The sequence below is a fragment of the Desulforhabdus amnigena genome (assembly GCF_027925305.1).
GTDB classification, from domain to species: domain Bacteria; phylum Desulfobacterota; class Syntrophobacteria; order Syntrophobacterales; family Syntrophobacteraceae; genus Desulforhabdus; species Desulforhabdus amnigena.
Genome location: NZ_BSDR01000001.1, coordinates 407,210 through 424,991, shown reverse-complemented (window position 1 = coordinate 424,991; position 17,782 = coordinate 407,210). Strand labels below are relative to the sequence as shown.

Here is a 17,782-nt window from a genome sequence, read left to right as displayed (position 1 = left end):
TTTTCGCGAAAATAAGATCTTGGCTCTATTTTTTCTATTTGTATTCAGGGTGAAATATGGAAAAAGTATATACTATTTCTCTGCTATTTTACGGTCTTACTTTTCCAAACGGAAAGGTAGAATATCTCCCCGCATGCCACATGGTCTCTTGACTGAGCCCCTGGCGCCGGGCGATCGCCGTTGGATGCTATGTCGAACTACGCAAACCTGCAACAGATCAGTTGCTTTGAGAGGAGGCTGTTTCATGAGAATTCTTTTTGCCGCGCACGAAAATGCATGGGGAGGACTATTGAATCATTTGCGGTCGGAACTCCCTCAACATGAATTTGAAGCTGCTGGAAAATTCGAAATAGAGAGTCTGAAAGGCTTCGATATACTGATCCCTACCATGTGCCGCATCACTCAAGACGAACTGGCGGACTCCGACCGCTTAAAGCTCATTCAACAGTGTGGTTCAGGTCTTGAAGGTATAGATATCGAGGCTGCAAGCGAGCGGAATATCCGGGTAGCCAATGTTCCCGCGGACATTTCCGGTAATGCGGATTCCGTTGCTGAATTGGGAATCTACATGATGATCGGTCTCTCGAGAGATTTTCGAGCCATGGCTCAAAGCTTCAAGGACCGAAAGTCGGGTGAACCCATGGGCAGAGCGTTGATGGGCCGCACTGTCGGCCTGGTGGGACTGGGAGGAATCGGGCGTGCACTGGCCAGAAGGCTGAAAGGTTTTGACGTGCGCCTCATAGGAATCAAAAGGAATCACCTCGAAGAGACACAAAAAGAACTCGGCCTGAAATGGGTGGGAAAACCGGAGGATCTTCCGGAACTCCTTGAAAAGTCGGATTATGTGATGCTTTGCCTCCCCCTCACGCCGGAGAGCATGCATCTCATGAACCGGAAAAGCTTTCAACACATGAAACCCGATGCCTTTCTGATCAACCTTTCAAGAGGGGGACTGGTGGATCGCGACGCCTTGGAAGAAGTCCTGGCTACAGGGAAGATTGCGGGTGCCGGACTGGATGTTTTTTGGGAGGAACCTCCCGATCCTAACGATCCAATCTTCAAATACAACGTAATGGCGACACCTCATATAGCCGGTTCTACAGATATTTCCCTTCGAGGGATTCTCAAGGTGGTCGTGGAAAATATCCACCGAGTCGAGAATGGTGAAATGCCCCTTCACTGCAAGAATCCATGAAGGGGTGAGAACTTCCACCGCCGTGTACCGGAGAGATTTCATGACAATCCTTGAAGCTAGGCAGATCACCAAGACCTATGCTGTAGGCGACCGCAATATTTGTGTTTTGGACAATGTCTCCGTTGCCGTTCCGGCAGGAGAATTCCTTGTCATAAAGGGCAGCAGCGGGAGTGGTAAAACCACTTTGCTGACGCTTCTTTCAGGCCTGGACAAACCGTCTTCCGGCCGCATTCTTATTGAAGGACGGGATATAACGGATCTCAAGGAGGATGAACTCGCTCCCCTGCGCAATACAACCATTGGATTCGTTTTCCAGTCCTTCCATCTGGCGCCGTCCCTCACCGCCATGGAAAATATCATGTTTCCTGCAGAACTGAGACGCGATGTACGGGCTGAAGAAAAGGCGGAAATCCTCCTTCGTCGTGTGGGCCTGATCGAGAGAAGCCACAACTTTCCCCACCAACTTTCAGGTGGAGAAAAACAGCGTGTGGCCATCTGCCGTGCCCTCATCAACGATCCCAAGATCGTTTTCGCCGATGAACCCACCGGCAACCTGGATTCAGCCAACGGTAAGGCCGTCCTGGAATTGCTCCTGGAGCTTCAAAAAGAGCGGCAATCCACACTGGTGCTGGTCACCCACAGTACGGAAATCGCCGAGATGGCCGACCGGGTTGTTCTTCTGAAGGATGGAAAAATCGTGTGCGACGGCGCCAGGGTGCATTGATGCACCGGTTTTTGTATTCCCATTTGTGTGGTGCTGTGCTTGCCGAAAGAGTAAAAAAATGCTCCATAGATCTTTTATCATCAGGGAGCTCACCCGCTCCAAAAAACAGGGCGTGGTCTTCGTGCTCTGCGTGGTTCTTTCCCTTGTGACCCTGATCGCCCTGGACGGCTTCAGCCGCAGCGTGAACGAATCCATGTTGAAGGATGCTCGAACACTCCATGGTGGAGACATCATCATTCATTCTCACTACAATTTCTCTACGCCCCTGGAAGAAGCTGTCGCGTCTCTCCGCGAACGGGGACTCGTCCGGAGCGCAAAAGTCTATGACTTCTATTCCGTAGTGAGAACTCTGCAGGAGAACGACTCCCTCCTTACCGATCTCAAGATTGTGGAACCGGCTTATCCCTTTTATGGAACCGTCGAACTGAAATCCAAACGACCTTTTGAGGAGGTACTCACCCGGGGAAAAATTATCGTGGAGCAGGGGGTTCTGGACCGCCTTCATGTGCGGGTGGGGGATACGCTTCACGTAGGGGATGCCCCCCTTACTATTCAGGATGTGGTACTCCATGAACCCGATCGGCCGGTGAGCTTTTTTTCCCTTGGCCCTCGAATCTTTATATCGAGCGAGGACCTCGAGGCATTGGATCTCGTACAAAAAGGCAGCCGAATCGACCATCTTTATCTTCTCAAGGTTTTGGACCCGCAAAACGTGGATCGTCTGGCGGACGAACTCCGTATCGTGGCCGTCAGCGGCCAGGAAAGAGTGGATACCTATCGGACAGCAGAATCACGGGTCAAACGTTTCTTCGACAATTTTCTCTTTTTTCTCAGCCTTATCGGAGTCTTCACCCTCCTGCTGGCAGGTATCGGGATTCAGAGCGCGCTGACGGCCTTCCTGCAAGAGAAGGAAAAGACTGTCGCCATCATGAAGACCGTCGGAGCCACCAACCGTTTTATCACCTTGCAGTTTACCATCGTCCTCTGCCTGCTGGGGTTGATGGGAACTCTCATCGGCATTTGCGCCGGCCTTTTGCTCCAGGACTATCTCCCCGCAGTCTTCAAAGGGCTGCTGCCCGAAAACATCCAAGCCTTTCTTTCCTGGCGCGCCGTTTTCGAAGGACTTTCCCTGGGAGTCTTTGTGGTAGCCATGTTCGCTTCCCTGCCCCTATACCGGCTGCGGGACTTGAAACCAAGTGCCATATTCAGAAAAGAGGAAACAGGATCGCGCAAAGGCTACCCCTATTACCTCACGGTTTTCACCATCCTTCTGGTCTTCGTGGCAATGATTTTCTGGCAGCTCAAGGAAGTGAAGATCGGGCTCTATTTTATCCTGAGTGTTTCCTCACTTATTCTGATCACAAGCTTCCTCACCCGCGCAATCCTCTTTTTTCTCCAGAAAAAGCAGGTAAAATCCCTGGCCCTGAGGCAGGCTCTCAAGGGTCTCTTTCGACCGAGAAATGCCACCCAATCCATCATCATCACTCTGACGGCATCCCTTTCCGTGATCTTTTCCATCACCCTGCTGGAACAGAACCTGGATGCCAATTTCATTCGATCCTACCCCCAGGATGCTCCCAACGTTTTTTTCCTGGACATTCAGCCGTCACAATTGAAAGACTTTTCCAGCAGCCTGGGAATGGATGCGGAATACTATCCCATCGTGAGAGCCAGAATCGTTTCCATCAACGGAATCCCTATCGACACGAGAAAGGAAATGCAGCGCCGAGGCGACAATCTGGCACGGGAATTCAACCTCACGTACCGGGATTACCTCCTCAAAGACGAGGCAGTCATCAAGGGCGGGAGTCTCTTTCAGGAAGATGGAAAAGGAGTCCAGGTCTCGGTGCTCGATTCCGTGGCCGAGGCGAACCACATGCGGATTGGAGACAGGATTGATTTCAACATACAGGGCGTCCCCCTGACGGCAACCATCGTGAGCATTCGAACGCGGACCAAAGAATTCATACAGCCTTTTTTTTATTTTGTGTTCCAGGAAAAGGTGCTGCGCGACGCTCCGCAGACTGTCTTCACCGCCGTGCGCATTCCCGCGGACCAGATATCGAGCATTCAAAACAGGATCGTCACTGCCTTTCCCAATGTGAGTGTCATCGATCTTACGAAAAGCATCGACATCTTCGCAAAAGTCCTGCATAAACTTTCCGGAATCACTCAATTTTTCACTTTTTTCAGCATTATCGCCGGCATTCTGATCATCATCAGTTCGGTTCTGGCCACACGGTTTGCCAGAATTCAGGAAGCCGTTTATTTCAAGATCCTCGGAGCTCGAAGGAGCTTTATACTGAAAGTCTTCACGCTGGAAAACGCTCTACTGGGATTCGTGAGCGCCCTTCTTGCCCTCATCCTTTCCCAGACGGGAAGTTGGATCATCAGTGCTAAAATTTTCGACATTCCGTACCACTCCTTCCCCCTCTGGAGCATTTTTATGGTAATGGGAACCTTGGTCATGGTCATCTCTGTGGGACTCGTCTCTTCCATTTCCATTTTGACCCAGAAGCCGGTGACCTTTTTGAGAGAACAGACGGAGGAATAAATCATGGGGAAAAAGAGCCTTCTTGTGAGCTTATCCATCCTGGTGTTTCTGTTTGGCTTGACTGCATGCGATTCTCAAAAAACCTCCCCACCCCCCGAGGCAAAAGAAACAGCATACAGCGGAACCATCGTTGCCATGGGAAACAGCCTGACCGCAGGTTTCGGCCTCGCTCAGGATCAGGCTTATCCGGCTCTTTTGCAAAAAAAGCTGCTTGCCGATGGCCACAATTACAAAGTGGTCAACGCAGGAGTCAGCGGTGAAACCAGCAGTGGAGCCCTCTCCCGCGTCAAATGGATCCTCGGTCTCAAGCCGGATATCGTGATCCTGGAAACCGGAGCCAACGACGGGTTCCGAGGAATCAATCCTGTACTCACCGAAAAGAACATCGACGAAACGGTCCGCATTCTTCAGGAAAACCAGGTGACCGTCGTGCTGGCCGGAATGCAGATTGTACGAAACCTGGGCAAGGAATACTCGGCTGCCTTCAAGGAGATCTATCCCAGGATCGCCCAAAAGCGCGAGGTCATTTTCATTCCGTTTTTTCTTCAAGGAGTTGCTGGAGAAAAAGAACTGAATCAGTCGGATACCATCCATCCCACGGCGGAGGGGTATGAAATCATCGTAAAAACCTTGTACCCATATGTGCTGGAAGCAATACAGAAAAGGAAGCAGGAACAGAAGGGATAAAATAGCGTATTCTTCTAAAGTTCCAGTTGCACTCCGACTTCAATGATCTGGTCCGTGGGAATTTCGTAAAAAGTGGCAGCTTCCAGAGCATTGCGCGACATGAAACGGAAAACAGCGGCGCGCCACCGACTCATTCTGGACTGCTTTCCCAGCGTCAACCTTTCCCGCCCAAGGAAAAAGCTGGTATTTTCCATTTTGAATTCCAATCCCTGCTCTCGAGCCAAAGAGAGGATCTTTTCAATGTGGGGCTCTTCCATAAAACCATGGTGCGCAATGATGCGGAAGAACCCTCCACCGAGCTTTTCGACTTCGACCTTTTCCAGATTGGGAACACGAGGAACGTCCTCTGTCTTGAAATGAAGAAATGCGATTTCTGAATGCAACACTTTATTGTGTGCGAGATTGTGCATCAGCGCTGCAGGAACCATGTATGGATTCCCCGTAAGGAATATGGCCTGTCCCCGAACGCTCTGCGGCGGATTGAGTTCAAGGTTTTTCTTGAATTCAAAAAAGGACATGGTGATATCCTTCAGTTGATCCGAAAGGATTTCACGGCCTCTCTCCCAGGTCAGCATAAGAGTGAAAATGATGCCGCCTATGGCCAGGGGAAACCAGGCACCGTGGAGGATTTTACTGATATTTGCACTGAAGAATGCAAGATCCACTGCCCCAAAGAGACCACACAACAATCCGGCCGCCGGCCGATTCCATCCCCAGCGCGTCCGGGCCACCACATAAAACAGTCCCGTAGTGATCAGCATGGTGGAGGTCACCGCAACACCGTAAGCGGAAGCAAGCCTGCTGGAGGATTGGAACCCAAGGACCAAACCGATGGTCGATACCATAAGCAGCCAGTTGATCGGTGCCACATAGATCTGCCCCATCTGGGTTGCGGAAGTGTGGGTGGTTCTCATTCGCGGAAGATATCCCAACTGTATGGCTTGTTTGGTCAGGGAAAAAGCTCCCGTGATTACGGCCTGGGAGGCAATGATGGTCGCCAGAGTGGACAGGATCACCATAGGAATCATGGCCCACGGCGGAACGAGAGCATAAAACGGATGATGAGCTTCTTCCGGACGGGCGAGCAGAACCGCCCCCTGACCGAAATAATTCAGAGCGAGAGCGGGGAACACCAGACAGATCCAGGTCCATTGTATGGGCCGTTTGCCAAAGTGTCCCATGTCGGCATAGAGAGCCTCTGCGCCGGTAACCACAAGAAAGACTGCACCGAGGACCAGAAATCCATGCATTTTATTCATCAAAAGGAATTCGAAACCGTACCAAGGCAGAATGGACCGGAGAACCTCAGGATTCCGTATGATCTCACAGGCTCCGAGAAAACCCAGTATGCCGAACCAAACCAGAATGACCGGACCGAAAAGAATACCCACCCGGGCAGTACCACGGTGTTGTAAAAGAAAAAGTCCGCCGAGAATGACGACGGTCAATGGAATCACGAAAGGCTCGAAAAGCGGTGTGATGATTCGTATCCCTTCCACAGCACTGAGCACTGAAATGGCGGGAGTGATCATACCGTCTCCATAGAGCAGGCAGGCTGCAAAAAGTCCTATCAAGACGAGAACATTACCGGCACTCTTTGCCTTTGCACCGGCGGTTTTGACCAATGCTGTAAGGGCGATCACCCCCCCTTCACCATGGTTGTCCGCCCTTAGAATGAATACGAGATATTTCAACGTCACAATCATCAGAAGAGCCCAAAATATGAGAGAAAGCACACCGAGCACGCTGGCCTTCGTCACCGCAATCCCGTATTCTCCGTAGAAGCATTCGCGAATGGCATACAGTGGGCTGGTCCCAATATCCCCAAAAGCCACTCCCAGGGCGGCAAGGGAAAGTTTTACAAGCCGGCTTCCGTCTTCCATCCTGCTGAAGACCTCAGCGCCGGCATTATTTTGACCATAACCTGGAGATCCTTGCGATGAATTCATAGTGTGAACGTCCTGCTTATTGATGACAGCTTGTTGCGTTTTGTTGGCTTGAGCATTTGTTTACAGCCATCTTTCCGGGTTCCTGGGAGGAATGAGACAGATTGCTGAAATGAGCTCAATGAGCAATCGTTTTGCGCCACATGCGCATGACTTTGCTCTATTGTCTTCTCGGTCTGTAAGTGATAATTCATCGACTGTCTGCTTCTGGATCGACATCCCGTCCCTCTTGCGATTTCGTTCTTTTTTGCAGCTCTGAAATCTTACTTACTTGAAGCACCACCATTCAAGGAGAATTCCATGCACTGGCCCTTTCCATTATACTTAAACATTCGGCAGAAGGTCCTGGTAGGCCTGATTCTCTGTATTTTTGCAATCGGTTCCATTGGAATGATGTCCCTGAACAATTTGAAGGCCATCGAGAAAAAACAGCATCTTCTTCAGGTTGCGGATGACCTTGGCAACATTATCCTCGAGATTCGGCGCTACGAGAAAAACTATCTTCTCTACGGCTCCTCAGAGGATCTGAATGAAACCCACAAATACCTCGAGGAGGCTCAAAAGGTTCTTGCCCGCATTTCACCCGAGGAAGGCAATCTCAAAGCCGTTCCTCTGCTCAATCGTCTGCGGGAAGAACTCCTGACCTACAAGAAGTTTCTGAACCAGATGACTCACAAAGGCAGCCAGAATGAAGATGCGAGCGATTCCACCCTGCAGGAGCACACGCGAGAAAGCGGCAAATCCCTTGTAGACCTTTCTCAGGAGCTCGTAATTCTGGAGCACCGGCGCATTCTCTATCTCCTCAATACGCTAAAAGCTCAGCTTCTCGCTTCCCTCGGAATATTGCTGCTTTTGGGACTGTCCCTGGTTTCCGTCGTGGCGAACAAGATCGTCCGCCCTCTGCGGGTGATCGAAAAAACAACACTCCGCATAGCGGAAGGAGACTTTCAACCCATTCCGGTTCTCCAAACGCATGATGAGACTCAAAGGGTCGTCGAGGCATTGAATCGCATGGTGGCGGAGCTGGAAAAACGCCAGGACCAGCTGGTCCAGGCAGAGAAACTTTCATCTCTCGGAATCCTCTCTTCGGGTATCGCTCATCAGCTCAACAATCCGCTCAACAATATTTCCACTTCCTGCCAGATCCTATTGGAAGAACTTGACGAAGGCGACAAAGACTTCGCACGCAGGATGCTCAACAACGTGGAAGGCGAAGTACACCGGGCGAGAGACATCGTCAGGGGGCTTCTGGAATTTTCCAGGGCAAAGGAATTCAGCCTGGCTCCCGCTTCGCTCTCGCAGGTTGTAGAACGATCCGTAAGGCTCATCTCCAGCCAAGTCCCTCCGGGCATTGAGGTTCTAACAGAGATCCCCGAGGGATTGACCCTCAATCTGGACTTCCAGCAAATGCAGCAGGTTTTCCTCAACTTGACCATGAATGCCATTCAGGCCATAAAAAATCCTCCGGGCCGGATTCTCATTCGGGCCGAAATAAATGAATCCGATGGAGAAAAGGAGGCTCTCATCCAAGTAAAAGACAGCGGGATCGGCATTCCGGCAGAAAACATCAGCCACGTCTTCGACCCGTTCTTCACGACCAAGGAAGTAGGAAAGGGCACTGGTCTGGGGCTCTCCGTCGTCTATGGCATTGTACAAAAACACCAGGGCACCATTTCCGTGGAAAGTCGGGAAGGAGAAGGCACCTGCTTCACCATTCGTCTGCCTCTCCCAGCGGTCAATACATAAGGAGGTTTTCGGCATGCGGGGAGCAAAAATACTGGTTGCGGAAGACGAACCCATAGCACGTGAAAACCTGGAACACATTCTGCGCAAAGAAAGTTACAATGTCGTGTCCGTTGAAAATGGGGCAGCCGCTATCAAAGAAATGGAAAAAAGCGAGTTTGATCTTGTCATGACCGATCTGCGCATGCAACCTGTCGATGGGCTGCAAGTCCTCAAACGGGCCAAAGAGTTGTACCCGAACACGGAAGTCATCGTCATCACCGGCTTTGCCACAGTGGGATCAGCGGTCGAGGCCATGCAGAAAGGGGCTTACTACTACGTTCCCAAGCCTTATAAAATCGATGAAGTCCGCATCATTGTAAGACAGGCCCTGGAAAAACGATCCCTGCGGCAGGAAGTGAGCGAACTGCGGGAGCGGGTCAAATGCCAGAGGGACACTCCCCTGCTTATCGGCAGCAGCCCTCAGATGGAGGCCCTCAAGAAAACCATCGAGCAGGTCGCACCCGCTGACTGCAGCGTGCTCATTCTCGGTGAAACGGGAACAGGCAAGGAACTGGTGGCTAAAACCATTCACAGTCAGAGCCTTCGGGCGGACAGACGGTTTCTGGCCGTCAACTGTGGAGCGTTCAGCGAAGAACTGTTGGCAAACGAACTCTTCGGTCACGAAAAGGAAGCCTTCACAGGCGCTAGGGGAATCAAAAAGGGGCTTCTCGAAGCTGCAAACGGCGGCACCATTTTCCTAGACGAAATCGGAGACATGCCCCTCTCCATGCAGGTCAAGCTGCTGCGTGTACTCCAGGAAAAAGCTTTCATACGGGTGGGGGGTACCGATGAGATTCCCGTGGACATTCGAGTTCTCGCAGCGACCAACAAGGATTTGAAAAGGGAAGTGGAACATGGCAACTTTCGGCAGGACCTCTATTACCGCCTGAACGTCATCACGCTGCACGTTCCCCGCCTGGCTGACCGGAAAGACGACATCTTGCTTTTGTCCCTCCACTTCCTCCGCAAAATATGTCATGCACAGGGCAAGCACATCGAAGCGATTTCAGATGAAGTGATGGATGTTCTTCTTTCTTATGAATTCCCGGGCAATGTGCGCGAACTGGAAAACATTATGGAACGCGCCGTTACTCTCTCCAATAAGAAAACCATCGAAATAGAGCATCTCCCTGCGGATTTGCGGCAACTGGCCCTTCAAGTCCAACGGCCCGACACAGGATTTGTGACCCTGGAAGAAAACGAACGGCAATACATTTCTCGGGTTCTGGAGAAGGTGGACTACAACAAAACAAAGGCGGCGGAAATCCTCGGAATCGACCGGGTTTCCCTCTGGCGCAAGCTCAAGAGGCATCATATGGATTGAAGGGTATGCCCATGAGATTAAAAACCATCGATCCTTGAATCGGGATCCATTCTCAGTCCTTTCCAAACACAACATCCACCAGGCTCTGAACCTCGTCGGCCAGAACGACTTCCAACCCCTCCGTCACATCGGCTTCGAGTCCCTGTACGTCCACCTCGTTGGCCAGGGGAAGTATGACCACCTTCACCCCCGCCCTCTGGGCAGCAAGGAGTTTGTCCCGGATCCCGCTCACGGGCAGTATGCGTCCGCTCAGAGTCAGTTCCCCCGTGAGAGCCACGTCCCTCCGGGCAGGTCTTTTGGTGAGGAGCGAGATGAGGGCCATGACGATGGTGATTCCTGCCGATGGTCCATCTTTGCTCACAGCGCCCGAGGGGATGTGAACGTGGATATCGCTTCGTGCGAAAAAATCGGGATCGATGGAAAAGATATCCGCGTGACTGCGGATATAGCTCAGGGCCGTTTGGGCCGATTCGCGCAGCACACTTCCGAGAGACCCCGTCAGGATGAGCTGCTGACTCCCGTTCATGATCCCCGCTTCAACAGAAATGATTTCGCCGCCGAATTCGGTCCAAACAAGCCCCGTGGTCACACCCACCTGCCGACCCGCCACGGCTATCTCGTGTCTGAATTTTCTTGGCCCCAGGAGTCTTTCCAGCATGGATTCATCCACACGCAAAGGCGGCAAATCCTGTTCGCTCTGGACATAGATTCGGGCCAGCTTCCTGCAGACGGTTGCGATTTGCCGCTCCAGATTGCGCAATCCCGCTTCCAGCGTATAGTCCTGAATGAGCTTGGTCACGGCACCATCTGAGAATTCGATTTTTTTGCGGGTGAGGGCATGCTCCCGCATCTGGCGAGGAATGAGGTATTGCTCGGCAATCATCTTTTTTTCCCTGGCTGTATAGCTGGGGAAATAGATGACCTCCATCCGGTCAAGAAGGGGTTCCGGAAGTTTATCCACAGCATTGGCCGTGGCGATGAACATCACTCCGGAAAGATCGAAAGGAATATCCAGGTAATTGTCCGTAAAGCGTTGATTCTGTTCAGGGTCCAAGATCTCGAGCAGCACGGAGGCCGGGTCTCCCCTGAAATCCTGACCGATCTTGTCGATCTCATCCAGCATGAAAACAGGGTTCTTCACTCCCACTCTTTTGATTTCGTTAATGATTCTTCCCGGCATGGCCCCAACGTAAGTTCGCCTGTGTCCACGCAGCTCGGCCTCATCTCTCAAACCCGCAAGGGAAATGCGAACGAATTCCCTTTCCAGAGCTTCGGCAATGGAGCAACCCACGGAAGTCTTTCCCGTTCCCGGCGGACCGGCGAAACAGAGCACAGGGCTGCGTGTCATCTGTAAATGCCGTTTCTTGTCCCGGATACCGCGCACGGTGGCGCGAATTTCGTCCAGGTCGACGGGCTTGGGCAAATAATGAGCCGCCCCCTTCTGGAGCGCATCCACCGCTGTACTGACGGTGGCATAGCCCGTGATGAGAACAATTTCCGGCCGCGGCTCCTGCTGCTTTGCATATTCCAAAAGTTGAATGCCGTCCATGCCCTCCATCTTCAAATCCGTCAGCACCAGATCGAAGGAATGCTCTTTCATTTTCTTGACCGCTTCAAGCCCATTGCCGGCGGTAACAACGCGGTATCCTTCCTTCTTGAGGATGTAGGCCAAATTGGTTCGCGCTATTTCTTCATCATCCACGACAAGAATCTGAAAATCCGCCAGGCTACAAAGCGTCCGCACGGAAAGGTACTCCAATACGCGTTCCTTAATGAGGCGCAACCCGTGATGGTGAGATTCCAGGATATTCTCCGCTCGTTTGAGGTCGAGATTATCTTCGGTAAACGAGTGCCAGGGAAGGGAGAGGAGATAATCCATGTAATTTAACCCAATGGTGTAATCGGGGTTTGAAGAATCCATTTTCTCGAGCCGTTCCAGTTCCTTGCCGACCACGAGCGCTACGGGTGCGGGCAGCTTTGCCTTTTCGATTCCCTTGCGAAGATCGTCCAGGTCCGTTCCCGCCTGTGCTTCTTCATTTTCAGTATTTTCTGCCTTCCAAAAGAAAACCATCGGCCAATCCTCCTCGAGGAAAAACGATCTCCAATACAGCCAGAAACCATGTGTTGCAATTTGCAACAAACAGGATCAAGTGTTGCAACACCGCTCAATGGGCCGGAACCCATAAAACACCCTACAACACAACCAGGCATGTTGCAAAATGCAACATAAAGAAAATTTTCTCAAAATTCATACTCAGCTATTTTAATCAATAAAAACCAATTGTTAAATACATTTTTCTTGAATGGCACGCTGCTTGATAAAACCACTTTTCACAATTAGCAAAATCAAGACCTCAGGAAAGTGAATGAAAAATGGACATCAGCGTACATACAAAAAACAGAGATCAAGGCTCCGTTAATAAAGTGAGCAGAGAACGCCGCAAGATTCTGGTGTTGAGCAGAGAGGAGGCTTTCTCCGCAGAAGTGATGGACTACGCCATCTTCCTTGCCGAACGTCTCGATTTCAGCATTCTCGCGCTGAATGTTTTTCCCTTTGGGGAAAAGACAAGGGACCGCGCTGAATTTTTTCTGAAGAGTACCTTAAAGGCAGCAAGAAAATTTCAAGAGAGGGCTATGCTGAGCGGTATCGAGTGTGAACATCGTGTCAAGTTCGGAAACTTGCTCGCATCCATTGAAGAACTGAAACATGAAATGAAGCGCATTGAATTCGTTGTAACGGATTCGGAAAAAAGTCGCATGGAAATCGCTGAAGGAATTTCTATTCCGGTATTTGGCCTTGTAACAAATCGTTCGAACCAAAAAGGAGAAAACATCATGGCAAATTCATCGAATCTTAGCAGTAAACAACAGATCGCCAAAACCCTCGGCCTCGGGGTCGTCACTTTGGCATTGTACGCAGCCGTCTTCGCCAAAGCCGATACGGTAATGCACTTGTTTGCAAGAGGTGGTTGGTACGCAGCCCTTCCCATCGGCACGGTGTTTGTCTTCTCCTTCATTCATGGTTCATTTGCCAGCAGTCTCTGGTCTCTCATGGGAATTGAAGCAAAGAAACAGGATTCTCTCAGGAAGGTGGATCAGAAGACGATTCAAAAGAAAAAAGTGGCCACCAAAAGACCTCGTGCCTACGCATACGTCAACCCGTTCCACAGAATGTAGTGAATTCGAGAAACAGTTTCAGAAACACACACCTTGGGAAATGGGGATTTCAAGAGCAACTCACTCCCTAAGGAATCAAATCATCAAAAAATATCCCGTGACAAGGAGCTGCAGATGCACAACTTAAGCCCTGAATCCATTCAATTCATTGATTTGAATTCTCTAACCATCATCTTCCTGTTTCTGGTGGGATTCATAGGAGGTTTGGTGAGCGGGTTTATCGGTTCGGGAGGAGCCTTTGTACTCACTCCCGCCATGATGAGCCTTGGCGTTCCAGGTACGGTGGCCGTTGCAAGCAACATGTGTCACAAGTTCCCCAAAGCTCTTGTGGGAGCCTATAAACGATACAAATACGGACAGGTAGACATCAAACTGGGACTCATCACGGCGGCTTCGGCGGGTGTGGGAGTTCAGATCGGCATTAAAATTCAAAATATGATTCTCGAAAAATGGGGACAGGCCGGCTCCAACCTGTATGTGAGTCTTTCCTTTGTCGCCGTGCTCTGCATTGTCGGAGCGTATGTCATGAGAGATGCCTTAAAGAGTTCTAAGGCCGGCGGCGAGTGCAAAATCTGTGCGTTGGCGCGAAAGCTGCAATCCATCAATATCCCTCCCATGATTCATTTTAAAGCAGCCAATGTCAGGATTTCTCTCTGGTTCACCATCCCCGTCGGTTTCGCCACCGGCATGCTCGCAGCCACCATCGCAGTAGGCGGCTTCATCGGTGTTCCGGGCATGATCTACGTATTGGGAGCATCGAGCATCGTTGCATCCGCCACGGAGCTAGTGGTTGCTTTCGCCATGGGTTTGGGCGGAACAATCAATTGGGCGATGCACGGCATGGTGGACATTCGCCTGACACTGCTCATACTGGCAGGATCTTTGCTCGGAGTCCAGCTCGGCGCCATCGGAACAACTTATGTCAAAGAGCACATGATCAAAACCGTAATGGCTACCATCATGTTGATTGTAGCGGTCAGCAGAACCCTCGCCATTCCAGCCTATCTGAATGCTCTTGGCATCACGGCATTTGAAGAAAAGGTACTCAACATTCTCAATACCATCAGCTTCCTAACCATGTGCCTTGCCCTGGCTACGGGAGCCATTATCATCCTCGCCAGCATGTGGCAGGGAAGCCGCGCGGCGGCAGCTGCACCCCTGGTTACAGAAAGCGCTTGATACTTGAGCAACCGGCATCGAATCATCCCCCTCCGCATATGGGGGATGGTTCATTTTAAGAGAAACACTTGAAACGACAGGGAATACAATTATGGCTATCATTACCCTCTCAAGAGATTCCTACAGCAGGGGAAAAGAGGTTGCCGAGAAGGTAGCCAAGGAACTTGGATATGACTGCATATCGAGGGAAATCCTTCTGGAGGCTTCTGAAATATTCAACATCCCCCAGATCAAGCTCTATCGCGCGATCCACGATGCTCCATCGATCCTGGACCGCCTGACAAACGGCAAACAACGTTACATCGCCTACATAAGAGCCACTCTCCTCGACTACCTGCGCAAGGACAATGTGGTGTACCACGGCCTGGCAGGTCACTTTTTTGTCCGGGAAATTCCTCATGCCCTGAGAGTCCGGATCATCGCCAATATGGATGAACGCGTCCGGGTCGAAATGGAGCGGGAGAATATTTCCAAGAAGGAGGCAATGGAACTCCTCAAAAGCGACGATGAACAGCGAAGGAAATGGAGCAAATCCCTCTATGGGCTGGATACATCGGATCCGTCCCTCTATGATCTCATCATCCATTTAAAGAAAATATCCGTCGATGAAGCGGTCGAAACCATTTGCTATGCTGCGCGGCAAAAGTGTTTTGAAACCACACCCCAATCACAGAAGGCCATGGATGATCTGGCTCTGGCAGCAGAAGTGAATGCAGCCATCATAGAAATGGCTCCACATGCCCGCCTCTTCGCCGAAGACGGCAATGTAACCGTGACCGTTAAATCACAGCTTGAAGACACTGTTCTCACATCGCAGATAATGACTGCTGCAAAAAACATCAAAGGGGTCAAGACCGTCAAGGTGGAAATGGAACCTTTTTCGTTGTACGCAAGCTGACCGTTTGACATAAATGACAATGTAATGAATACGGCTGAATGCATTTCAGTCGCCTTCCCACAATGAAATAGCCCGGGGAGGGGAGTTTTCCTTTGCTGCAGAATTCCCCCTGAGGAACCCCTTCCCGCTTCCCGCCCCGGGTAACTTTTGCCTGCTCCGCATTTTCCCTTTAGCTTTCAAACCTTTTTGTCATAAAATATGTTGTGCTCAAAATTACTTGAGCCGTTTATCCCGAAGTGTGAATACCTCGGTTTCAGCATCAGCGAAAAAGTCAGAGTATTCCATTTCAGTGCAAGAAAGCCATCGTTGCAGCAAAACTATACATATGAGTAAGAAATCGAAGCTTCGGGAAAGAACCTCTGCATTTTGGTTCGGGGGAATAAGAATCCTTTAAATTTTTGTGAAGAGTCAAGAAATGAGAAAATCTTTTGGAGCATGGGTTTCCTGGTTTGTGTTTCTCATTGCTTTGGATTTTGTCGTTCCGTTCTGTGTGCTGAAGGATATTCCAAAGATTACAGGCAGTTTTCTCTTTTGGGTCGTGTGGATTCTAGTGGCCATCGTCAGCATGTTCTTGATCTTCCTCCGATGGCAGGAAGACAAAGATGAGAATTCAGAGGGTAAAACGTGAGTGAGAACTTCTATGTATGGTCAGCCCTTTTCATTTACGTTGTGCTGGGAGTTGTCGTCGCGGTCATAGCGAAGAAAAACCTCGGCCATGGAATGAATGAGTTTTTTCTTGCGAATCGTCAACTGGGCGGATTTGTATCCGCCCTGACCTATGCGGCAACCAGTTATAGCGCCTTCATGATGGTGGGGCTTACAGGGTTGACATACAAACTGGGAGTAGGAGCCCTCGGGTTTGAACTCACCTACCTGTGCGGACTCGCATTGGTGGTGTTTTTTGGTCCGCGGTTTTGGCTGGTAGGGCGTAGGTTTGATTATCTGACTCACGCTCAGCTCCTTTCCGACCGTTACGAAAGCAAGGCTGTCGGGATTGTCGCGGCCCTGCTCTGCCTTATCTTTCTCATTCCTTATGCGGCCGTTCAACTGATGGGAATCGGTTATCTCCTCTCGGGGGTTTCCAAGGGAGCCGTCTCCGTTCTGGCAGGAATGCTCATCGCCACCCTCCTGGCCATCATCTGGTCCAATATCGCCGGCTTGCGGTCCGTTGCCTGGACCGATGCTTTTCAGTCGATCATCATGCTCGCAACTTCTATAGTGGCCCTCTGCTTTCTGGTTTACAAGGGATTTGGAGGCTTTCGGATTTTCTTCAACGAAATGGAGAGAAAGATTCCACATTTGCTGGCTGGAGCGGGTCTTTTCAAATTCAATGTATTTTTCGGACTCGCCCTGCCCTGGCTCTTTTTCTCCATCTCCAATCCGCAGGTGACTCAAAGACTCTTTGTGCCAAAATCGGTTTGCGCCTTCAAACAGATGATCGGGGGATTCCTCATTTTCGGGTTTATCTATACAATGGTCTCCATATTGTGGGGCTTTGGCGCAAGACTATTGATCCCCGGACTGGAAAACCCCGACTTCGCCACTCCTTCGCTGCTCTCGCTTCCGATTATTCCACGGATGATAGCTCTGTTCATAATGGTCGGAATATTGTCAGCGGCTATCACGACAATCGACTCCATCCTATTGACGCTCTCTTCCATGTTTGTACGCGACCTTTTGAAGGTTACCTTTGGAAAGAATGTTTCTGAAGATATGGAAGTCAAAATCGGGAAACTGATCATTCCCCTTCTGGCTGCCATATTCTTCATCTTTGCATACTGGGCGACAGGTCAGACCGGCCTTGCTTTTATGATAGCCCCTCTTGCAACGGCGTCTTCGGCAGGCCTTATGATGGTTGTACCCAGCCTGGTCGGCGCCTTTTTCTGGAAGAGGGGCACGGCGGCCGGAGCTTTGACCAGCATGATATTTGGCTCTGTCGTCGTATGGATACTTCAGTCTACCGGTCGTACACCCCTGGGGTTTTGGCCGGGGGTTTGGGGAATGATAGTCTGTTTGATCCTCTATGTCGGTATCAGCCTCTTGACGAGAGCTCCAGAAAAAAAAGCGGATGATTTCATCGGCTACCTGAAAAAAGAACTTCCAAAACACAGATTTCTTTAGCGTGCTGTTAAAGAATTCCTGGAAGTTCTATCCTCTTGGCTGATTTCAAACATTGCGTTTCATAGAAAGATCCATTCCATGGCCCCAAAAGAAAAATTCCGGACCTTTCAATTACAAAAAAGATTAGGATAAATTTATGAATTTTGTTATATTATATTGTTTTATAGAATGAACTGGTATGTAAGACTGCAG

General features: G+C 50.4%; 13 protein-coding genes. 11 read left to right on the top strand and 2 right to left on the bottom strand.

The annotated features are described in order from the left end of the window. Positions 1–244 precede the first annotated feature (244 nt). From QMG16_RS01960 to QMG16_RS01945, 4 genes are read left to right on the top strand one after another with little or no spacing between them, the layout of a single operon-like run. Positions 245–1,195 (top strand): 2-hydroxyacid dehydrogenase, encoded by a 951-nt coding sequence (locus QMG16_RS01960; RefSeq protein WP_281791983.1) that lies wholly within the window; start codon positions 245–247, stop codon positions 1,193–1,195. 40 nt (positions 1,196–1,235) lie between these two features. After that, on the top strand, positions 1,236–1,919 hold the full coding sequence (locus tag QMG16_RS01955; protein WP_281791982.1) for an ABC transporter ATP-binding protein: 684 nt from the start codon (positions 1,236–1,238) through the stop codon (positions 1,917–1,919). A gap of 58 nt (positions 1,920–1,977) precedes the next feature. Then, a complete protein-coding gene (locus QMG16_RS01950; protein ID WP_281791981.1) occupies positions 1,978–4,473 on the top strand; it encodes an ABC transporter permease in 2,496 nt (831 codons plus the stop codon). 3 nt (positions 4,474–4,476) lie between these two features. Next, positions 4,477–5,160, top strand: a complete 684-nt coding sequence (locus QMG16_RS01945) for an arylesterase (protein WP_281791980.1) — start codon at positions 4,477–4,479, stop codon at positions 5,158–5,160. A 14-nt stretch (positions 5,161–5,174) separates the two neighbouring features. Here the strand turns inward: QMG16_RS01945 and QMG16_RS01940 are convergent, their stop codons facing one another. Then, on the bottom strand, positions 5,175–7,109 hold the full coding sequence (locus tag QMG16_RS01940) for a potassium transporter Kup (RefSeq protein ID WP_281791979.1): 1,935 nt from the start codon (positions 7,107–7,109) through the stop codon (positions 5,175–5,177). 297 nt (positions 7,110–7,406) lie between these two features. Between QMG16_RS01940 and QMG16_RS01935 the strand changes: the two genes are divergently transcribed. Then, the gene (locus QMG16_RS01935; protein WP_281791978.1) at positions 7,407–8,852 is read left to right on the top strand and encodes a sensor histidine kinase; all 1,446 of its coding nucleotides are present in this window, start codon (positions 7,407–7,409) and stop codon (positions 8,850–8,852) included. A gap of 13 nt (positions 8,853–8,865) precedes the next feature. Further along, a complete protein-coding gene (locus QMG16_RS01930) occupies positions 8,866–10,215 on the top strand; it encodes a sigma-54-dependent transcriptional regulator (RefSeq protein ID WP_281791977.1) in 1,350 nt (449 codons plus the stop codon). A 52-nt stretch (positions 10,216–10,267) separates the two neighbouring features. Here QMG16_RS01930 and lon read toward each other — a convergent pair whose 3' ends face one another. Beyond that, a complete protein-coding gene (lon, locus tag QMG16_RS01925) occupies positions 10,268–12,286 on the bottom strand; it encodes an endopeptidase La (RefSeq protein WP_281791976.1) in 2,019 nt (672 codons plus the stop codon). Positions 12,287–12,639: 353 nt separating this feature from the next. On the opposite strand from lon, the gene QMG16_RS01920 reads away from it, so the two are divergent. The 5 genes from QMG16_RS01920 to QMG16_RS01900 all read left to right on the top strand — a co-directional run bounded on the left by QMG16_RS01920 (position 12,640) and on the right by QMG16_RS01900 (position 17,590). Then, positions 12,640–13,392: a putative universal stress family protein gene (locus tag QMG16_RS01920; RefSeq protein WP_281791975.1), complete on the top strand. Its 753-nt coding sequence runs from the start codon at positions 12,640–12,642 to the stop codon at positions 13,390–13,392. Between the two features lie 114 nt (positions 13,393–13,506). Next, entirely contained in the window at positions 13,507–14,571 is a 1,065-nt protein-coding gene (locus QMG16_RS01915; protein ID WP_281791974.1) for a sulfite exporter TauE/SafE family protein, read from the top strand. Between the two features lie 91 nt (positions 14,572–14,662). Beyond that, complete coding sequence (locus QMG16_RS01910) at positions 14,663–15,469, top strand: cytidylate kinase-like family protein (RefSeq protein ID WP_281791973.1); 807 nt, start codon at positions 14,663–14,665, stop codon at positions 15,467–15,469. A 415-nt stretch (positions 15,470–15,884) separates the two neighbouring features. Further along, a complete protein-coding gene (locus tag QMG16_RS01905) occupies positions 15,885–16,097 on the top strand; it encodes a hypothetical protein (RefSeq protein WP_281791972.1) in 213 nt (70 codons plus the stop codon). Then, on the top strand, positions 16,094–17,590 hold the full coding sequence (locus tag QMG16_RS01900; RefSeq protein ID WP_281791971.1) for a sodium:solute symporter family protein: 1,497 nt from the start codon (positions 16,094–16,096) through the stop codon (positions 17,588–17,590). The genes QMG16_RS01905 and QMG16_RS01900 overlap by 4 nt, the downstream gene beginning before the upstream one ends. Positions 17,591–17,782 lie beyond the last annotated feature (192 nt).